14 protein-coding genes are annotated in these 14,753 nt (G+C 64.4%); 5 read left to right on the top strand and 9 right to left on the bottom strand.

Annotation, left to right across the window (positions count from 1 at the left end; translation table 11 throughout):
- Nucleotides 1-12: 12 nt before the first annotated feature.
- The 3 genes from FDY95_RS25705 to FDY95_RS25695 form a co-directional block, all read right to left on the bottom strand.
- Nucleotides 13-693 (bottom strand): SCO family protein, encoded by a 681-nt coding sequence (locus FDY95_RS25705; protein ID WP_138082581.1) that lies wholly within the window; start codon nucleotides 691-693, stop codon nucleotides 13-15.
- Nucleotides 694-696: 3 nt separating this feature from the next.
- On the bottom strand, nucleotides 697-1,125 hold the full coding sequence (locus FDY95_RS25700; protein ID WP_138082579.1) for a hypothetical protein: 429 nt from the start codon (nucleotides 1,123-1,125) through the stop codon (nucleotides 697-699).
- A 320-nt stretch (nucleotides 1,126-1,445) separates the two neighbouring features.
- Entirely contained in the window at nucleotides 1,446-1,958 is a 513-nt protein-coding gene (locus tag FDY95_RS25695) for a DUF4112 domain-containing protein (protein ID WP_138082578.1), read from the bottom strand.
- 139 nt (nucleotides 1,959-2,097) lie between these two features.
- Between FDY95_RS25695 and FDY95_RS25690 the strand changes: the two genes are divergently transcribed.
- A complete protein-coding gene (locus tag FDY95_RS25690) occupies nucleotides 2,098-3,096 on the top strand; it encodes an aldo/keto reductase (RefSeq protein ID WP_138082576.1) in 999 nt (332 codons plus the stop codon).
- Nucleotides 3,097-3,332: 236 nt separating this feature from the next.
- Here the strand turns inward: FDY95_RS25690 and FDY95_RS25685 are convergent, their stop codons facing one another.
- Entirely contained in the window at nucleotides 3,333-4,784 is a 1,452-nt protein-coding gene (locus tag FDY95_RS25685) for a diadenylate cyclase (RefSeq protein WP_138082574.1), read from the bottom strand.
- Nucleotides 4,785-5,006: 222 nt separating this feature from the next.
- Between FDY95_RS25685 and FDY95_RS25680 the strand changes: the two genes are divergently transcribed.
- A complete protein-coding gene (locus FDY95_RS25680; RefSeq protein WP_138082572.1) occupies nucleotides 5,007-5,261 on the top strand; it encodes a hypothetical protein in 255 nt (84 codons plus the stop codon).
- 13 nt (nucleotides 5,262-5,274) lie between these two features.
- Here FDY95_RS25680 and FDY95_RS25675 read toward each other — a convergent pair whose 3' ends face one another.
- Entirely contained in the window at nucleotides 5,275-6,513 is a 1,239-nt protein-coding gene (locus FDY95_RS25675; RefSeq protein ID WP_138082570.1) for a BaiN/RdsA family NAD(P)/FAD-dependent oxidoreductase, read from the bottom strand.
- 114 nt (nucleotides 6,514-6,627) lie between these two features.
- Between FDY95_RS25675 and FDY95_RS25670 the strand changes: the two genes are divergently transcribed.
- The gene (locus FDY95_RS25670; protein ID WP_138082568.1) at nucleotides 6,628-7,824 is read left to right on the top strand and encodes a cation:proton antiporter domain-containing protein; all 1,197 of its coding nucleotides are present in this window, start codon (nucleotides 6,628-6,630) and stop codon (nucleotides 7,822-7,824) included.
- A 100-nt stretch (nucleotides 7,825-7,924) separates the two neighbouring features.
- Here the strand turns inward: FDY95_RS25670 and FDY95_RS25665 are convergent, their stop codons facing one another.
- Together FDY95_RS25665 and argH are read right to left on the bottom strand one after the other, a co-directional pair.
- Nucleotides 7,925-8,461 (bottom strand): TetR/AcrR family transcriptional regulator, encoded by a 537-nt coding sequence (locus tag FDY95_RS25665; RefSeq protein ID WP_138082567.1) that lies wholly within the window; start codon nucleotides 8,459-8,461, stop codon nucleotides 7,925-7,927.
- A 643-nt stretch (nucleotides 8,462-9,104) separates the two neighbouring features.
- Nucleotides 9,105-10,409: an argininosuccinate lyase gene (argH, locus tag FDY95_RS25660; RefSeq protein WP_138082565.1), complete on the bottom strand. Its 1,305-nt coding sequence runs from the start codon at nucleotides 10,407-10,409 to the stop codon at nucleotides 9,105-9,107.
- 189 nt (nucleotides 10,410-10,598) lie between these two features.
- Here argH and FDY95_RS25655 point away from each other — a divergent pair, with 189 nt between their 5' ends.
- Nucleotides 10,599-11,063: a VOC family protein gene (locus FDY95_RS25655; protein ID WP_138082563.1), complete on the top strand. Its 465-nt coding sequence runs from the start codon at nucleotides 10,599-10,601 to the stop codon at nucleotides 11,061-11,063.
- Nucleotides 11,064-11,187: 124 nt separating this feature from the next.
- On the opposite strand, the gene FDY95_RS25650 is transcribed toward FDY95_RS25655, so the two are convergent.
- Both FDY95_RS25650 and argB read right to left on the bottom strand, forming a co-directional pair.
- Nucleotides 11,188-12,261: a M20 family metallo-hydrolase gene (locus FDY95_RS25650; RefSeq protein ID WP_138082561.1), complete on the bottom strand. Its 1,074-nt coding sequence runs from the start codon at nucleotides 12,259-12,261 to the stop codon at nucleotides 11,188-11,190.
- Entirely contained in the window at nucleotides 12,249-13,031 is a 783-nt protein-coding gene (gene argB / locus FDY95_RS25645) for an acetylglutamate kinase (RefSeq protein ID WP_138082559.1), read from the bottom strand. The genes FDY95_RS25650 and argB overlap by 13 nt, the downstream gene beginning before the upstream one ends.
- Before the next feature lie 917 nt (nucleotides 13,032-13,948).
- Here argB and FDY95_RS25640 point away from each other — a divergent pair.
- Nucleotides 13,949-14,581 carry a GNAT family N-acetyltransferase gene (locus FDY95_RS25640; protein ID WP_212744961.1) on the top strand — a complete coding sequence of 211 codons (633 nt, stop codon included), beginning with the start codon at nucleotides 13,949-13,951 and terminating at the stop codon, nucleotides 14,579-14,581.
- Nucleotides 14,582-14,753 lie beyond the last annotated feature (172 nt).

The following is a 14,753-nucleotide window of genomic DNA, read 5'->3' as shown; positions in this document are numbered from 1 at the left end:
GGCCGCCATCGGTTACTTGCGGGCCGTGGCCGGGGCGGGCCCCACTTCCTTCAGCAGGCGCGGCAGCTCTGCCAGCAGCCGGTCCACTTCCTTCTCGTTCACGCCGTCGTACTGGCCGCGCACGTGGCGCTGCGGATCCACCAGCACGAAGGCGCCGCTGTGTACGGCCCCGCCGGGGGCGGTGCTGTCGCGCTGGGCGGCCACCATGTACTGCCCCGCAAGGCGGAAAATGGTGTCGCGCGGAGCGGTGGCGAAGTGCCACTGCTTGGCCGTGGGCACGCCCAAGCGCTGGGCATAGTCGCGCAGCACCGGCAGCGTGTCGTGTTCCGGGTCGATGGTGTGGGAGAGGAAGCCCACGCGCGGGTCGTCCTTGTACTTCTCGTACACGCGCAGCATCTGGCTCTGCATCTTGGGGCAGATGCTGGGGCAGGTGGCGAAGAAGAAATCGGCGATGTAGACCTTGCCGGCGAAGGTGGCCGGCGTCACCACCGCGCTGTCCTGATCGAGGAGGCTGAACGCGGGAATGCGCGGAAACAGCGTGTCGCCGGGGGCCACGACGGTCGGAAAGCCCAGCATGGGCAGGGGCTTGTCGGCGGCCGATTCGGGGCTGGTGCCGGGGCGGCAGGCGGGCAGCAGCAGGGCGGCGCCGGCCAGGAGGCCCAGCAGCGGGCGGAAAAAAGCTTGTCGGGACATGGGTTAGGGGGCGACCGGGGCGGCGGCAGTCAGCTCCGCGCGGGCCGAGTCAATGTTACGCTCCATCAGCACGCCCACCGAGTCGATGCGCTTGAACTGGCGGTTCAGGTAGGCCATGGCCACCTCGTGTCGGGTGGTGTCGGCGGGCTTGCGGTACTGGTGCATCCAAGCCATCATGCCCGCGTCGGCGGCGAGCAGGGCGCGGCGGCGCGGGGCGGTGGCGGCCGAGTCGGGCAGCTTTGCGAGCTGCTGGCGCAGCTGGTACAGCTCGTCCATCTTGGCCATCAGCTCGTCGTGGCGCTTCAGGACCTTTTCTTCCACGAAGCCTTGCTGCTCCTTGTCGCTCTGCAGCTGCAGGCAGCCGGGCGCGAGCAGCAAGGCCAGTAAGGGCAGCGCCTGCCACCCGCTCAGGGTACTACGGTGGGTATTCACGCCCGCAAAGGTAACCCCGAAACGCCGGACGGCCACATTGGATTGGGCATTGCTCTCTGATGGAGCTGGCAATTCATTCCGTCATCCTGAGCCTGTCGCGCATCAAGCGAGGACGAAGGACCTTCTTCGTACCCCGCACCGCCGCTGCCGACGAAGTGCAGACGTTTTTTTCGATAGCTTCGGTGACGCCAAAGCGCAGCCACCGCGGCCCGGAAAATTGGGCGTTGGTAGCTGCGCTCTTCGGTTTGTGCAGGGTTAGAGGAAAATCCTGCGTCCTCGCTTGATGCGCAACAGGCTCAGAATGACAGCTGCTTCAGGGTTTACTGGAAATACTCCCAGGCCCAGCGGAACAGCTCGTAGCTGGCCCAGGCCACCAGCGCAAAAAAGCCCAGCAGCACGAGCACCACCAGCAGAATAAGGCCGTTGCCGCTGCCCTGGTAGCGGGCCTCGCCGTAGTGGCGGCGCAGCAGGCGCACGTTCCGCTCGTTGCTCTTGTAGGCGAAGTCGAAGAGGTTGCCGATGACCGGGACGCTGCCCACGATGGTGTCGAGCAGGATGTTGAGCACCATCATCACCACCACTTTGCGCGAGGCGCCGTGGCGCATCATTGTCACAATCAGGGCCGCCGAAATGGCGAAGGTGCCCAGCTCGCCCACCACCGGGATAAGGCCCAGAATCGGGTCGAGGCCGAAGCGAAAATTGGTACCGGGCAGCCGGAACTGGCTGTCCATCAGCCGCGCGACGTGGTCGACCCACTGCAGGCGGGCGTCGGTTTCGGCCGGGCTGAGGGTGGAGCGCAGCCGGTTGTACTTGTTAGGCAGAGCGGTTTCCATAGGGGAGCAGGGAAGGAGGTTGGGAATTCTACGCAAACGGCCGGGTTGGGGTGATTTTTCGGGCCGGCCCAATCATTTTGCCCCGCGGCGCGGTTGTCTGCCGTTGTTCCATTCATCCTTCCCCAAACACCATTTTCGCATGAGCACCTTACCAACGCGCACCCTTGGCCGGCAGGGCCTGCAGGTTTCGGCCCTGGGCCTGGGCTGCATGGGCATGTCCGATTTCTACGCCGGCCGCGACGACCAGGAAAGCATCCGCACCATTCACCGCGCCACCGAGCTGGGCATCACCTTCTTCGATACGGCCGACATGTACGGCCCCTACAAAAACGAGGAGCTGGTGGGCCGGGCCCTGCAGGACCGCCGCCAGCAGGTCGTCATTGCCACCAAGTTCGGCATCGTGCGCGACCCGAACGACCCCACGAAGCGCGGCATCAACGGCCGGCCCGAGTACGTGCGCCAGTCGGTGGAAGGCTCCCTCAAGCGCCTCGGTACCGACCACATCGACCTCTACTACCAGCACCGCGTCGACCCCAGCACGCCCATCGAGGAAACCGTGGGGGCCATGGCCGAGCTGGTGAAAGAGGGTAAAGTGCGCTTCCTGGGCCTCTCCGAAGCCGGCGCCGACACCATCCGCCGGGCCCACGCCGTGCACCCCATCACGGCCCTGCAGTCGGAGTACTCGCTCTGGAGCCGCGACCCGGAAGACGGCATTCTGCAGGCGGTGCGCGAACTGGGCATCGGCTTCGTGCCCTACTCGCCGCTGGGCCGGGGCTTCCTCACCGGGCAGATCAAGCAGTTCGAGGACCTCGCGCCCGACGACTACCGCCGCTTTACCCCGCGCTTCCAGGGCGAGAATTTCCAGAAAAACCTCGACCTGGTGGCCCGCATCAACGAGCTGGCCCAGCAGAAAAACTGCACGCCCGGGCAGCTGGCCCTGGCCTGGGTGCTGGCCCAGGGCGACGACATCGTGCCCATTCCCGGCACCAAGCGCGTGGCCTACCTCGAAGAAAACGTGGGCGCCCTCCAGGTGCAGCTCACCGCCGCCGACCTGCGCCACATCGACGAAATAGCCCCGAAAGGCGCCGCCGCCGGCCCCCGTTACCCCGCCGAGATGATGCAGTCGGTAAACCGCTAGCCGCCGCGCCCAAGCCGGCGGCAGCCCCAGCCGTCATTGCGAGGACGAAGGACGAAGCAATCCTTCCTCCCGAGGCACAGCGACCCGACAAGCACCAACCGAAAACAGCCGCGCCCGAAACCTGGTGACTCTGGTTTCGGGCGCAGCTGTTTTCGGTTGGTGGGTATTGCGTCGGCGGGGCTGCTGGAGGAACGATTGCTTCGCTCTGCTCGCAATGACGGCTGGTTGAACCGCACCTACTTCTTCGAAGGCAGCAAGTCAATCCAGCCGTCTTCACTCACCACCACCGCCAGCGTAGCGTAGCGGGCCGACTCGACGTAGCGCAGGGCCGAGTTGTAGCGCGAGCCGCGGGAGGAGTCGCCCTTTTCGGTGGCCAGCCCGTCGAGGATGGCGCCGATGGCGAAGCAGGTGCCCTGCGGGTCGATGAGCACCGCCCCATCGATGTTGGTGACCAGGCGCAGCACCGAGGGCGTCATGTAGCGCGGGGCCACCCGGAAGCTCTGCCGCGTCAGGCGCTGGGCCTCCAGCCCCGCGTTGTCCGACACCACCAGGATGGTGCCGTGGGTCTGGTTGGTGGCCTGCATGGTCAGCTCCCAGAGGTTGGCCACGGCCGCGTCGTGCAGGTCGGGCCAGAGGCGACGCACGGTGTCGGCAAAGGCCTGCTCATTAATGCGCCCCTTGGGCAGCCGCGGCGTGCCCGACACCACGCGCATCATCACGTGCTCGGCGTAGCTCAGCTCCCAGTTGTGGTGGGTGGTGAAGCGCACCGTAAACAGCGGCTCGTACAGCGGATCGGTCGGCTCGGCCAGGTAGCCCAGCCCGAATACGTGGGCCGCGTCGGTAACCAGCGAAGTACGGTCTTCGCTCATCTCCAAGAGCTTGCGGATGCTGCGATGGTCGCGCAGCGGCACCGGGGCCTCCAGCGTGAGCACCGGCACCACGGCCGGGTGGTTGCGCCGGGCAATGAGCATGGTGCCGTGCACTTCGGAGCCCTCGTGGCGCAGGCCGGCCACGCCGTTGCAGGCGTCGTAGAGGCCGTGGTTGCCGCCGGCCGGGCCCTGCATAAAGCGCCGGGCGGCCGAGCGCAGCAGCTCGTTGTAGTCGCGGTCGAGGATGGGCCGGTCTTCTTCCTGGTCGAGGTCGGAGCCGCGCAGGGCCTTGCTGCATTCCAGCAGGAACTCGCGTACCACCGCGTGCAGCAGCGACTGCGCCCTCGACTCGTGGGTGACTTCGCCGGGCAGGCGGTAGTAGGTCTTCAGCGCCTCCGTGGAGAGCTGCAGCACCGTCATGATGTGGTAGCCGTTGATGAGCACCGGCAGCGCGCAGAACGCCTTTTTGCCTTCCTCGGCGGCCAGCGGCGTCAGCTCCAGCTCCACGGCCTGCCGCAGCATGCTGTACCAGCGCAGCTTCTCGAAGCGGTCCTCGTCGTCGTGCTGCAGGTGGTACACCAGCTCCCGGGCGCCATCCAGCTCCAGGGCGGCGGCGCGGTCCTTCACGTGGGCAAAGGTTTCGGGCTTGTAGCGGTGCGTGGCCGGCTCCACGCGCACGGCGCCGGGCGCGTCGGTTTCGCGGGCGGCGGCGAGGCCCACCAGCAGCACTTCCGGCCGCAGGTTACGGTCGAGCAGATTGAAAACGCCCTCGGCGAAGAGCTGGGCCGAAACCCGAAACAGACTTTGATAATCCCACATGCGGCGCAAAAGAGGCCCGCCGGCCTAGGGAGGGCCGCCGGTTGTCGGCCTTTCCATACGGCAAAGCCGCGCCGGAAGGTACACGCCGGCTCGCCGACCCGGTTTTAGCACCAAATTTTTCCCGCTTCCGAGGCTGCGCGCCGCCTACGGCCACGGCCGGGCTTGCGTGGCGGCGGTGGCCGTCGTATCTTGGGTTAAGGGACTGAAGCTCTACCGGGTTCTATGCTGTTTGATTTGATGGTTGGGGCGCTTTGCGCGTTGCTGTGGCTGCCGCTGGTCACCGGCTACTGCGCGTACAGCTACGAACGGTCGTTTTGGCTGTGGTTTGCCCTCGGCCTGACGCTGCCCGGCCTCTCTTTCCTGGTGCTGCTGGGGCTGCTCTGGCGCGAGCAGCGCAGCCCCGGCTACCGCCTGCTGCAGGACGCCCGCCGCATCCTGGCCGAAGCCGAAGCGCACGAAGTCGAGCCGCACGAGTAAGCGGGCTGAAGGCTTACTGCGCCATCAAAGCGCCCAGCCACTCCCGAATGCCCCGCGCCGCCCAGGCCCCGGTGCTGAAGCAGCCCTGCAGCAAGTAGCCGCCCGTAGGCGCCTCCCAGTCCAGCATTTCGCCCGCCACGAAAGTGCCCGGCCGCCGCCGCAGCATCAGCTGCCCGTCAACTTCGGCAAATGGCAGCCCGCCCGCCGTGCTGATGGCCTCGTCGAGCGGCCGCAAGCCGCTGACGGGCAGGGGCAGGGCCTGCAGCAGCGTGGCCAGCTGCACCGGTTCCGTCAGCGCCGTGGCCGGGGCCAGCTCGCGCAGCAGGGTGGGCACCGGCGGCCCCAGGCGCAGCGTCTGCCGCAGGTGCTCGGGCAGGGAACGGCCGCGGCGGGGCTGCTGCAGGCGCCGCAGCACCTCGGCGGGCGAGAGGTCGGGCTTGAGGTTGAGCAGGAGCGGGGCGGGGGCACCGACGCACAGGGCCTCGCGGATGGCGGGCGTGAGGGCGTACACCGGCGTGCCTTCCAGGCCGTAGTCGGTGAGCATGATTTCGCCGCGCACTTCCGCGTCGCCGCAGCGCAGGGCCACGTTTTTGAGCGGCACGCGCCCCACTTTCTCCCGAAAAAACGCCGACCAGCTGACTTCCACCCCGCAGTTGCTGGGCTCGAAGGCCGCCACCGGCACGCCCGCCTCCCGCGTGAGCACCGCCGCCCAGCGGCCGTCGGAGCCGGTTTTGGCCCAACTGGCGCCGCCCAGAGCCAGCAGCGTGGCCCGGGGCTGCAGCTCGTATTCCTCACCGCTCCGCTCGTCGCGCAGGCGCAGACCGCCGGGGCCGCTGAAGCCCAGCCAGCGCTGCCGCGTGTGCACCGTCACGCCCAGCGCGGCCAGCCGCTGCAGCCAGGCGCGCAGCAGCTGGGCCGGCTTGTGCTCCTCGGTCGGAAACACGCGCCCGCTGCTGCCCACGTAGGTCTGAATGCCCAGCTCGGCGGCCCAGCGCCGTAGCTCCTCGGGGCCGAAACCGGCCAGGAATTGCTCAAATTCCCGCTGCCGGGCGCCGTAGCGCGGGCCGAAGTCGGCCACCGGCTCCCCGTTGGTGAGGTTGAAGCCGCCGTGCCCGGCCACCAGAAACTTGCGCCCCGGCGTGGCCTGGGCCTCGTACACGGCCACGCCCGACACGCCGGCCTCGGCCAAATGCTGGGCCGCCAGCAGGCCCGCGGGCCCGCCGCCGATGATGGCTACGGTAGGGTGGTGCATAGCGAGTAAACTGGTCCGGGCGCCGCCACAAAATGGGCCGCCGGGCCGCAAAAGTACGCAGGGCGCCGTTGGACGCGGACAGCGTCTTCCGGTTGGGTTCCGTATGTTGGCGGCATGGGACCCTACTCCATCCTGATCTACCTCAGCATCGCCGTCATCCTGTCGTACCTCTTCGACATCGTGGCGCGGGCCACCAAAGTGCCCTCGGTGCTCATGCTCCTGCTCACCGGCATTGCCATCAAGCAGGCCGTCGACTACCTCGGCGTCGCCGTGATGCTGCCCCGCGTCACGCTGGAGCTGCTCGGCATCGTCGGGCTGATCATGATTGTGCTGGAGGAGTCGTTGAACCTGAAAATCAGCCGCGACAAGGGCCCGCTGGTGCGCCGCGCCTTCGCCGCCGCCGCCCTGATGCTGCTGGGCCAGGCCTACGCCATCGGCGGGCTGCTGCAGTGGTACCTGGGGCCCACGGTGCCGTTTCAGAGCTGCCTGCTCAACGCCGTGCCGCTGGCCGTCATCAGCTCGGCGGTGGCCATTCCGAGCGTGGCCGGCCTGGGCGGCGACAAGCAGGAGTTCATCGTCTACGAAAGCACGTTTTCCGACATTCTGGGCATCATGTTTTTCAACTTCGTGGCCCAGGACAACTTCGCCCGCGGCATTTCGGCCCTCACCTTCACCCGCGACCTGCTGGCCATTCTCGTCGTTTCGGTGCTGGCCACCGCCGTGCTGGCCTTCCTGCTGGACCGCCTGCGCCTGCACGTCAAGTTCTTCCTGATTCTGGCCTTCCTCATCCTGATTTACTCCCTGGCCAAGAAGCTGCACCTTTCCTCACTGCTGGTGGTGCTGGTGTTCGGGCTGGTGGTGAAGAACGCCGACCAGTTTTTGCGCGGCCCGCTGCGGCGCTGGTTTCAGCTGGAGCGCCTGCAGGACGAGCTGCACCAGCTCCAGAGCATCACCGCCGAATCGGCCTTTCTCATCCGCACGTTCTTCTTCCTGCTCTTCGGCTACTCCATCTCGCTCAGCGGCATCCTCGACGCGCGCCTGCTCCTGCAGGGCCTGCTCATCGTGGCGGTGCTCACCGGCATCCGCTACTTCTACCTGCGCTACGTGGCCCGTACTAGCCTCATTCCGGAGGTGTTCATCGCGCCGAAAGGCTTGATTACCATTTTGTTGTTCTACAGCATTCCGTCCAAGCACCTTCTCGGCGAAGTCAGCGAAAACATCCTCTTCGTAGTCATCCTGCTCACCGGCGTACTCATGCTCATCGGTCTGCAACTGCCCAGCAAGGAGCAGCCGCAAATCGGGGAGTACTAAGCGAAATGGGAAACCCGGGCAAATGAGGAAACGCCCCGCGCGGCCGGTTTAAGCGGCTGCGCGGGGCGTTTTTCGTTGAAGGGAGCAGGAGCGAGGAGGGCTACTGCGGCTGGTACTTGCGCTTGATGAAGTCCAGCATGTCGCGCACGTGCTCGTCGGTTTTGTTGGCCTCGATTTTCCAGAGGGCCTCCACGAGCAGCAGCAGCAGGCTGGCTTCCTTTTCCGGCTCGTCGTAGCCCAGGGCTTTGAAGGCCTTTTCCAGCAAAGCCGGCACCGGCTGCATAAACCGCTCGTGCTGCTGCCGCGCCGATTCCACGTTGGCCAGGCGGTACTGCAGCTTCCAGAAGTGGGGCTCGGTCTGTACCAGCTTCACCGGCAAATCGATGACGGCGTGGATGAACGTGAGCGGGTCCTGCTCGGAAAGCCAGCCACGGTTTTCCTCGATAATGCGCTTGTACCCGCTGCGGATGACGAAGTCGAGCAGTTGATCTTTGGAGCCGAAGTGCTTGAAAATAAGGGCTTCCGAAACGCCGGCTGCTTTGGCAATCTGCTGCGTGGAGGCGTTTTCGAAGCCTTTCTCCCCAAAGAGCTGCAAGGCTACCTGAGCGATGTGCTGTTTGCGGTTGACTGTAGACATGGAAGCTGGTGGTACGGCCGAAAAAACCGACGCGCTGGGTGATTGGCGGCCAAATATGGCCAAAACGCCGCAAGTTCACCCATTATGCGCTTAGTTGCGCGTTTTTTTTAGTCCGGCTTCCAGAAGCAGATTGGGCAGCGGCCCGGCCGCTGACGCCGCCGAAACGATGGCGCCGGCGCAAAAAACGACCGGCCGACTCGGAGTTTCCGAATCGGCCGGTCTTGGGGTTCGATAAGTCAGCTTGGGAGCTGATTCTCGAAAGGGTTCCGGCTGGGGTGGGACAACAGCCGGTAGAACAGAACGTGTTGGTAAGCTAACCAGCAACTAGTGGGAGTCATTGCCCGTTAGCGAGAGCAATATTACGCAAAGGATTGCATAAACAAGTAAGTGTTAGCTTACTTTTTTTCGTGAGTGCGCACTCACCTTTCTGAAAACGGAATATAATGAACTGGCTATAAGTTGATTTTGGATTGAATATTTTTTTAAAGTTGTGGAGTTTTTTACGCGAATTTTTAATCAGAAAGTGCCCTGATTGGCTGGGTTGGAGTTATAGGCCAACAAAAAGCCCCGGCCAATATGACCGGGGCTTCTGGCTAGTCGGCTTTTCTCCAAAGGATTGCGGAAGCCAGGCGCAACGGCCGTATCAACCAGGCAGCAGCCGGCTGCGCTGTTTGAATTGCTGCACTTTCGAACGGATGTCGGCCAGGCCCAGGTTGTGCACGCTGCCCAGGTGCGTGGTCTGAAATTCGCGGTGTGGCTGGTAGCTGCCGTCCTCCACGGCGCGGCCCACCTGCTTGTAGGCCTCGCGGAAGGGCACCCCGGCCTGAATCAGCTGGTTGATGTTTTCGACGGTGAAAATGGCGTCGTACTTGGCCTGCTCCACTAGGTTGGGCTTGATTTTCAGCTCGGGCAGGGCGAAGAGCACGATGTCGAGGATGTCCAGAAACTGCGTGAGCGGCTCGAACAGCAGCTCCTTCAGAATCTGGAAGTCGCGGTGGTAGCCCGAGGGCAGGTTGTTGGTGGCCAGGATGATGGTATTAGGCACGCCCTGCAGGGCGTTGCAGCGGGCCCGGATCAGCTCGAACACGTCCGGGTTTTTCTTGTGCGGCATGATGCTGCTGCCCGTGGTGAAAGCCGCCGGCAGCTCCACGAAGGCCAGGTCCTGGGAGTTGTAGAGCACCAGGTCGTAGGCCATCTTCGAGAGCGTGGCGGCGGCGCCGGCCAGGGCAAAGGCCACCGTCTTCTCGGTTTTGCCGCGCAGCATCTGCGCCCCCACGCTGCTCACCGCGAGGCTGCCGAAGCCGATTTCGCGGGTGGTCTGGGCCCGGTCGATGGGGAAGGAGCTGCCGAAGCCCGCGCCCGAGCCCAAGGGGTTCTGGTCGGCCATGGTATGGGCGGCTTCGAACAGGGCCAGGTCGAGCAGCAGGTGCTCGGCGTAGGCCGAAAACCAGAGGCCGAAGGAGCTGGGCATGGCCGCCTGAAAGTGGGTGTAGCCGGGCATCAGGTCCAGCTGGTGCTGCTCGGCCTTGCGCAGCAGCACGTCCACCAGGGCCAGCATTTTGGCGGCGGCGCGCTCGGCGTAGTCTTTCAGAAAGAGCTGGATGGCCGTCAGCACCTGGTCGTTGCGCGAGCGGGCGGTGTGAATCTTCTTGCCCGCGTCGCCGAACTTTTCGGTGAGGTAGTACTCGATTTTGGAGTGCACGTCCTCGAAGCTCTCCTCAATGGTAAAGGTGCCCTGCTCGATCTGCGCGGCCAGCTCCGCCAGGCCCTGCTGCAGCTGCTCGTTTTCGGCGGCCGAAATCAGCCCGACCTGCGCCAGCATGCTGGCCTGTGCCTTGGAAGCCTGCACGTCGAACTGCGCCAGGTACATATCCAGCTCCCGGTCGCGCCCGACGGTGAACTGCTCGATTTTCTTATCGACGGCAATGCCTTTGTCCCAGATTTTCATGCGGGCAAAGGTAGCACCGCCGCCGCAGCGGCGCGGCGGCCGAACCCAGCCGGCTGGCGCCGCCTAGCAAAAGCTTGACCTAACCCCGCCCACCGGCCGCCGCAATGCCCCCCGCAAGTTGACGCAATTGACCTCGCTGCCGGGCGCGACAACGCGGTACTTTTGACCAACACCAAATCCCACCTCGTCATGCAGAAAATCACCACCTTCCTGACTTACAACGACCAGGCCGAGCAGGCCGCACAGCTCTACGTCAGCCTGTTTCCGGACTCGGCCATTACCCGCGTCACCCGCTACCCCGCTGCGGGCCCCATGCCCGCGGGGCAGGTGATGACCGTGGAATTCAGCCTGGCGGGCCAGCAGTACGTGGCCCTGAACGGTGGCCCGCATTTCACTTTCACCGAAGGCATTTCGCTATCGGTGGCCTGCCAGGACCAGGCCGAAATCGACCGGCTGTGGGACGCGCTGACGGCCGACGGCGGCGCGCCAAGCCAGTGCGGCTGGCTGAAGGACCGGTTCGGTGTGTCGTGGCAAATCACGCCGGCCAACATGAGCGAGCTGATGCGCGGCGACACCCCCGCGCAGTCCCAGCGCCGCATGCAGGCCATGCTGAAGATGCACAAAATCGACATTGCCGCGCTGCGGCAGGCCTGATGCTGGTGGTAGTACGACTCTAAGGTCGTACCACCACTAGCGTTGAACGACAAATACGCCGCCGACGCCAGGCATCAGCAACGATAGTGGTCCTACGACGCCAAAGTCGTAGGACCACTGCGCGTTACAGCACTAGCCCTTCCAGCAGCTCGATGTAGCCCTGAATGCCGGCGCGGATTTCGCTGAGCAGGATGTACTCGTCGGGCGTGTGGGAGCGGGCCGAGTCGCCGGGGCCGACTTTCACGGTGTCGAACGGCATCATCGACTGGTCCGACAAGGTGGCCGAGCCGAAGGTGCGGCGGCCCAGCGCCAGGCCGCGGCGCACCAGCGGATGATCGAGGGCAATGCGCGAGGAATTCAGGTGGGTGGAGCGCGGCTGCACTTCGGCCTGCGCGTGCTGCCGTACCAGCTCGACCACCTGCTGGTTGGAATAGCACTCGTTGGTGCGCACGTCCACCACGAAGGTGCAGCGGTCGGGCACCACATTGTGCTGCGAGCCGGCCTGCATCTGGGTCACGGTCATTTTCACCGGGCCGAGCAGGGGCGAGACGTCCGCGAACTGGTAGCCGCGAATCCAGCTGATGTCGTCCAGGGCTTTGTAGAGGGCGTTTTCGCCCTCGTTGCGGGCCGCGTGCCCGGTGCGGCCGTGGGCGGTGCAGTCGAGCACCACCAGGCCCTTTTCGGCCACGGCCAGGTCCATCTGCGTCGGCTCGCCCACGATGCCCAGGGCCAGCGGCGGCAGCAGGGGCAGCACGCTGCGGATGCCGCCCGCGCCCGATATTTCCTCCTCGGCCGTGATGGCACAGACCAGGTTGTAGGCCAGGTCGCGGCGCTCGTAGAAGTGCAGAAAAGTTGCCAGCAAACTCACGGCCGAGGCGCCCGCGTCGTTGCTGCCCAGGCCGGTCAGCCGGTCGTCCTCCACCACGGCGCCGAACGGGTCGTAAGTCCAGGAGGCGCCGGCCTTCACCGTGTCGTGGTGGGAGTTGAGCAGAATAGTCGGCTTGGCCGGGTCGAAGTGCCGGTTTTGGGCCCATACGTTGTGGCCCGCGCGCTGGGGCTCCACGCCGTGCCGGTGCAGGAAGTCCACGAGCAAATCGGCCGTGTTGCCCTCCTCCCGGGAGTAAGAAGGCGTGCGAATCAGCTGAATCAGCAGGCCGATGGCCGCGTCGGCCAGTTCCGGCGGAGTTAGCTGCGGCATAGCACGGTCTTGACGAGCTGGTTGATCTTCAGCGCGTGCTCAATAACGACCTTTTCCACGCCCGCTTCCAAAGCCGCGAAGGCGTTGTCCAGCTTCGGAATCATGCCCGCCGCAATAACGCCCTCGGCCTTGAGCTGCGCGTACTGGGCCGGCTGAATCTCAGGAATCACCGAAGCTTCGTCGTTGATGTCGGCCAGCACGCCGTCCTTCTCGAAGCAGAAATGCAGCTCCACTTCGTACCGCGCCGCCAAAGCGCGGGCCACTGTGCTGGCAATGGTATCGGCGTTGGTGTTCAGCAGCTGGCCCTGGCCGTCATGGGTGATGGCGCAGAGCACGGGCGTGAGGCCCGCTTCCAGCAGCGTGCCCAGCAGGCCGGCGTCAACGCTATCAGCGGGCAGGTCGCCCACGAAGCCGTAGTCGATGTCCTTGACCGGGCGCTTGATGGCCCGGATGACGTTGCCATCGGCCCCGCTGAGGCCCAGAGCGTTGGTGCCGGCGGACTGCAGCGCGGCCACCAGCTGCTTGTTGGTTTTGCCGGCGTAGAACATGGTCACCACGTCCAGGGTGGCCGCGTCGGTGATGCGGCGGCCCTGCACCATCTGCGGCTGAATGCCCAGGTCCTGCAGCATCTGGCTGGCGCCCTTGCCGCCGCCGTGCACCAGGATTTTGCGGCCCGCCACCTGGCCGAACTCGCGCACGAATGCGTGGAGCTGCGCCTCGTCGTCGAGTACGCCGCCACCTATCTTAAATACGTTGAGAACCTGTTTCATGAGGGGTTAGAAACTGCCACAGACGAAAATCAGAACGTCATGCAGAGTGCAGCGAAGCATCTCGCTGGATCGTATTCTTCGCGTTGAACGATGAAATTACTACCCGCCATCAGCACGCGAGATGTCTAGACAAGCTCGACATGACGGCCCAGGACAGCAGCCTGATACTGCGAAATCAGCCCGCAATTCTACGAGGTTTTTGAAACGATTTTTGGCCGATACGCATTATGGCAGCAAAATGACCAATTGCCATTCGGCACCTGCCATGCTCCGACGACCCCCGTATAATACGCTGCTTTCGCACCCCAGGCGGGTGCGTTTGTTGGGGGCGGAGCCGTCGCGGTCCTCAGCGCGCATTTGATACGAAATCAGCCGGCCGGTTGCGTTAATTTTTTGCTGCCCGCGGCTTTTTTCACCGTCGCTTTTCAGTCACGAAGTCCCGGGAATCGTAGAAGTTAGCCAGCTTTCCGGCTAAGCGCGCCCGGCCAGTCAGCGTACCCCCGCCCCGCGCGGCGCACAAGTACGTTTGCATTGTAACGACTGAGGAGTATGTTTGCGAAAAATTTCAGGAGTGGTACCCGGCGCCGATGTCGGCGCGGCCCACGAGCGGAGAGGACTCTAACGACAAAAACTGGCTGCACGAGTGTAGGACGCGGTACATGTACTGATGGTGGGTTGACCTGGTCCCCGCCTGCGCGACGCCCCAAGGGTGCGTTGCCCGCCCCAGCCAATCCTTCCCAACTGGCACTTTTCCCGGATACCAGCCGCTCATGCGGAGCAGGCTGGTCGTTGCGACAACCCCGTGCGGGGGCTGCTTCGCGCCGCGTACCTGAGCGTACATCTGCTGCTGTTTCCTGACCCTTCCGACTTTCTTGTCGCGCCCACCGCGAGTGGCCGGCACCCTTGTCTCCTTCCCGATGATCCTACGAGTTGCTAATGCTGCCGACGTGCAGTATGTGGACACGCTTTGCCAATGGTACGAGGAATCGGCCAAGCAGCGCGGCGTGGGCATTGCCAAGCGCGACCCTAAATACCTGGTAAAGAAGATGGAGAGTGGCAATGCCATCATTGCCTTCATCGACGACCAGCTGGCCGGCTTCTGCTACATCGAGACGTTCGAGGACGAAAAATTCGTCGTCAACTCGGGCCTGATCGTGAATACCCAGATGCGCAAGGAGGGCCTGGGCCGCGCCATCAAGCACGCGGTGTTCAAACTCTCGCGCAGCAAGTTTCCGCAGGCCAAGCTGTTCGGCATCACCACCTCCGGGCCGGTGATGAAAATGAACACGGAACTGGGCTACCGTCCCGTGGCCTTTCCCGAGCTGACGCAGTCGGATGACTTCTGGAAGGGCTGCTCCTCCTGCAAGTACTACCCGATTCTGGAGGAAAACCAGCGCCGCATGTGCCTCTGCACCGGCATGGTGTACGACAACCTGAACGACGAATACGGGCAGAAAGCCCAGGCCACTATCGACTTTCTCGACAAGCCCAAAGACGCGCCCGGCTCGGAAGAAGCTGCTGTTTCGCAGAACTCGAACTTCACGATTTAGGGCGTTCATAAAAGAACGTCATGCTGAGCCTGTCGAAGCATCTCTACCGCTTCGTCAGATAGTAAAATCACTCCGCATGACGTCCTTAACCGGACCAACGAAGCGGTAGAGATGCTTCGACAGGCTCAGCATGACGGCCTGGGGTACCGTTCAGGCCGCTCAACCCAACAAC

The organism is Hymenobacter jeollabukensis, assembly GCF_005771675.1.
GTDB lineage: Bacteria > Bacteroidota > Bacteroidia > Cytophagales > Hymenobacteraceae > Solirubrum > Solirubrum jeollabukense.
The sequence above is the reverse complement of the archived record's forward strand: the minus strand, read 5'-3'. Positions and strand labels throughout refer to the sequence as shown.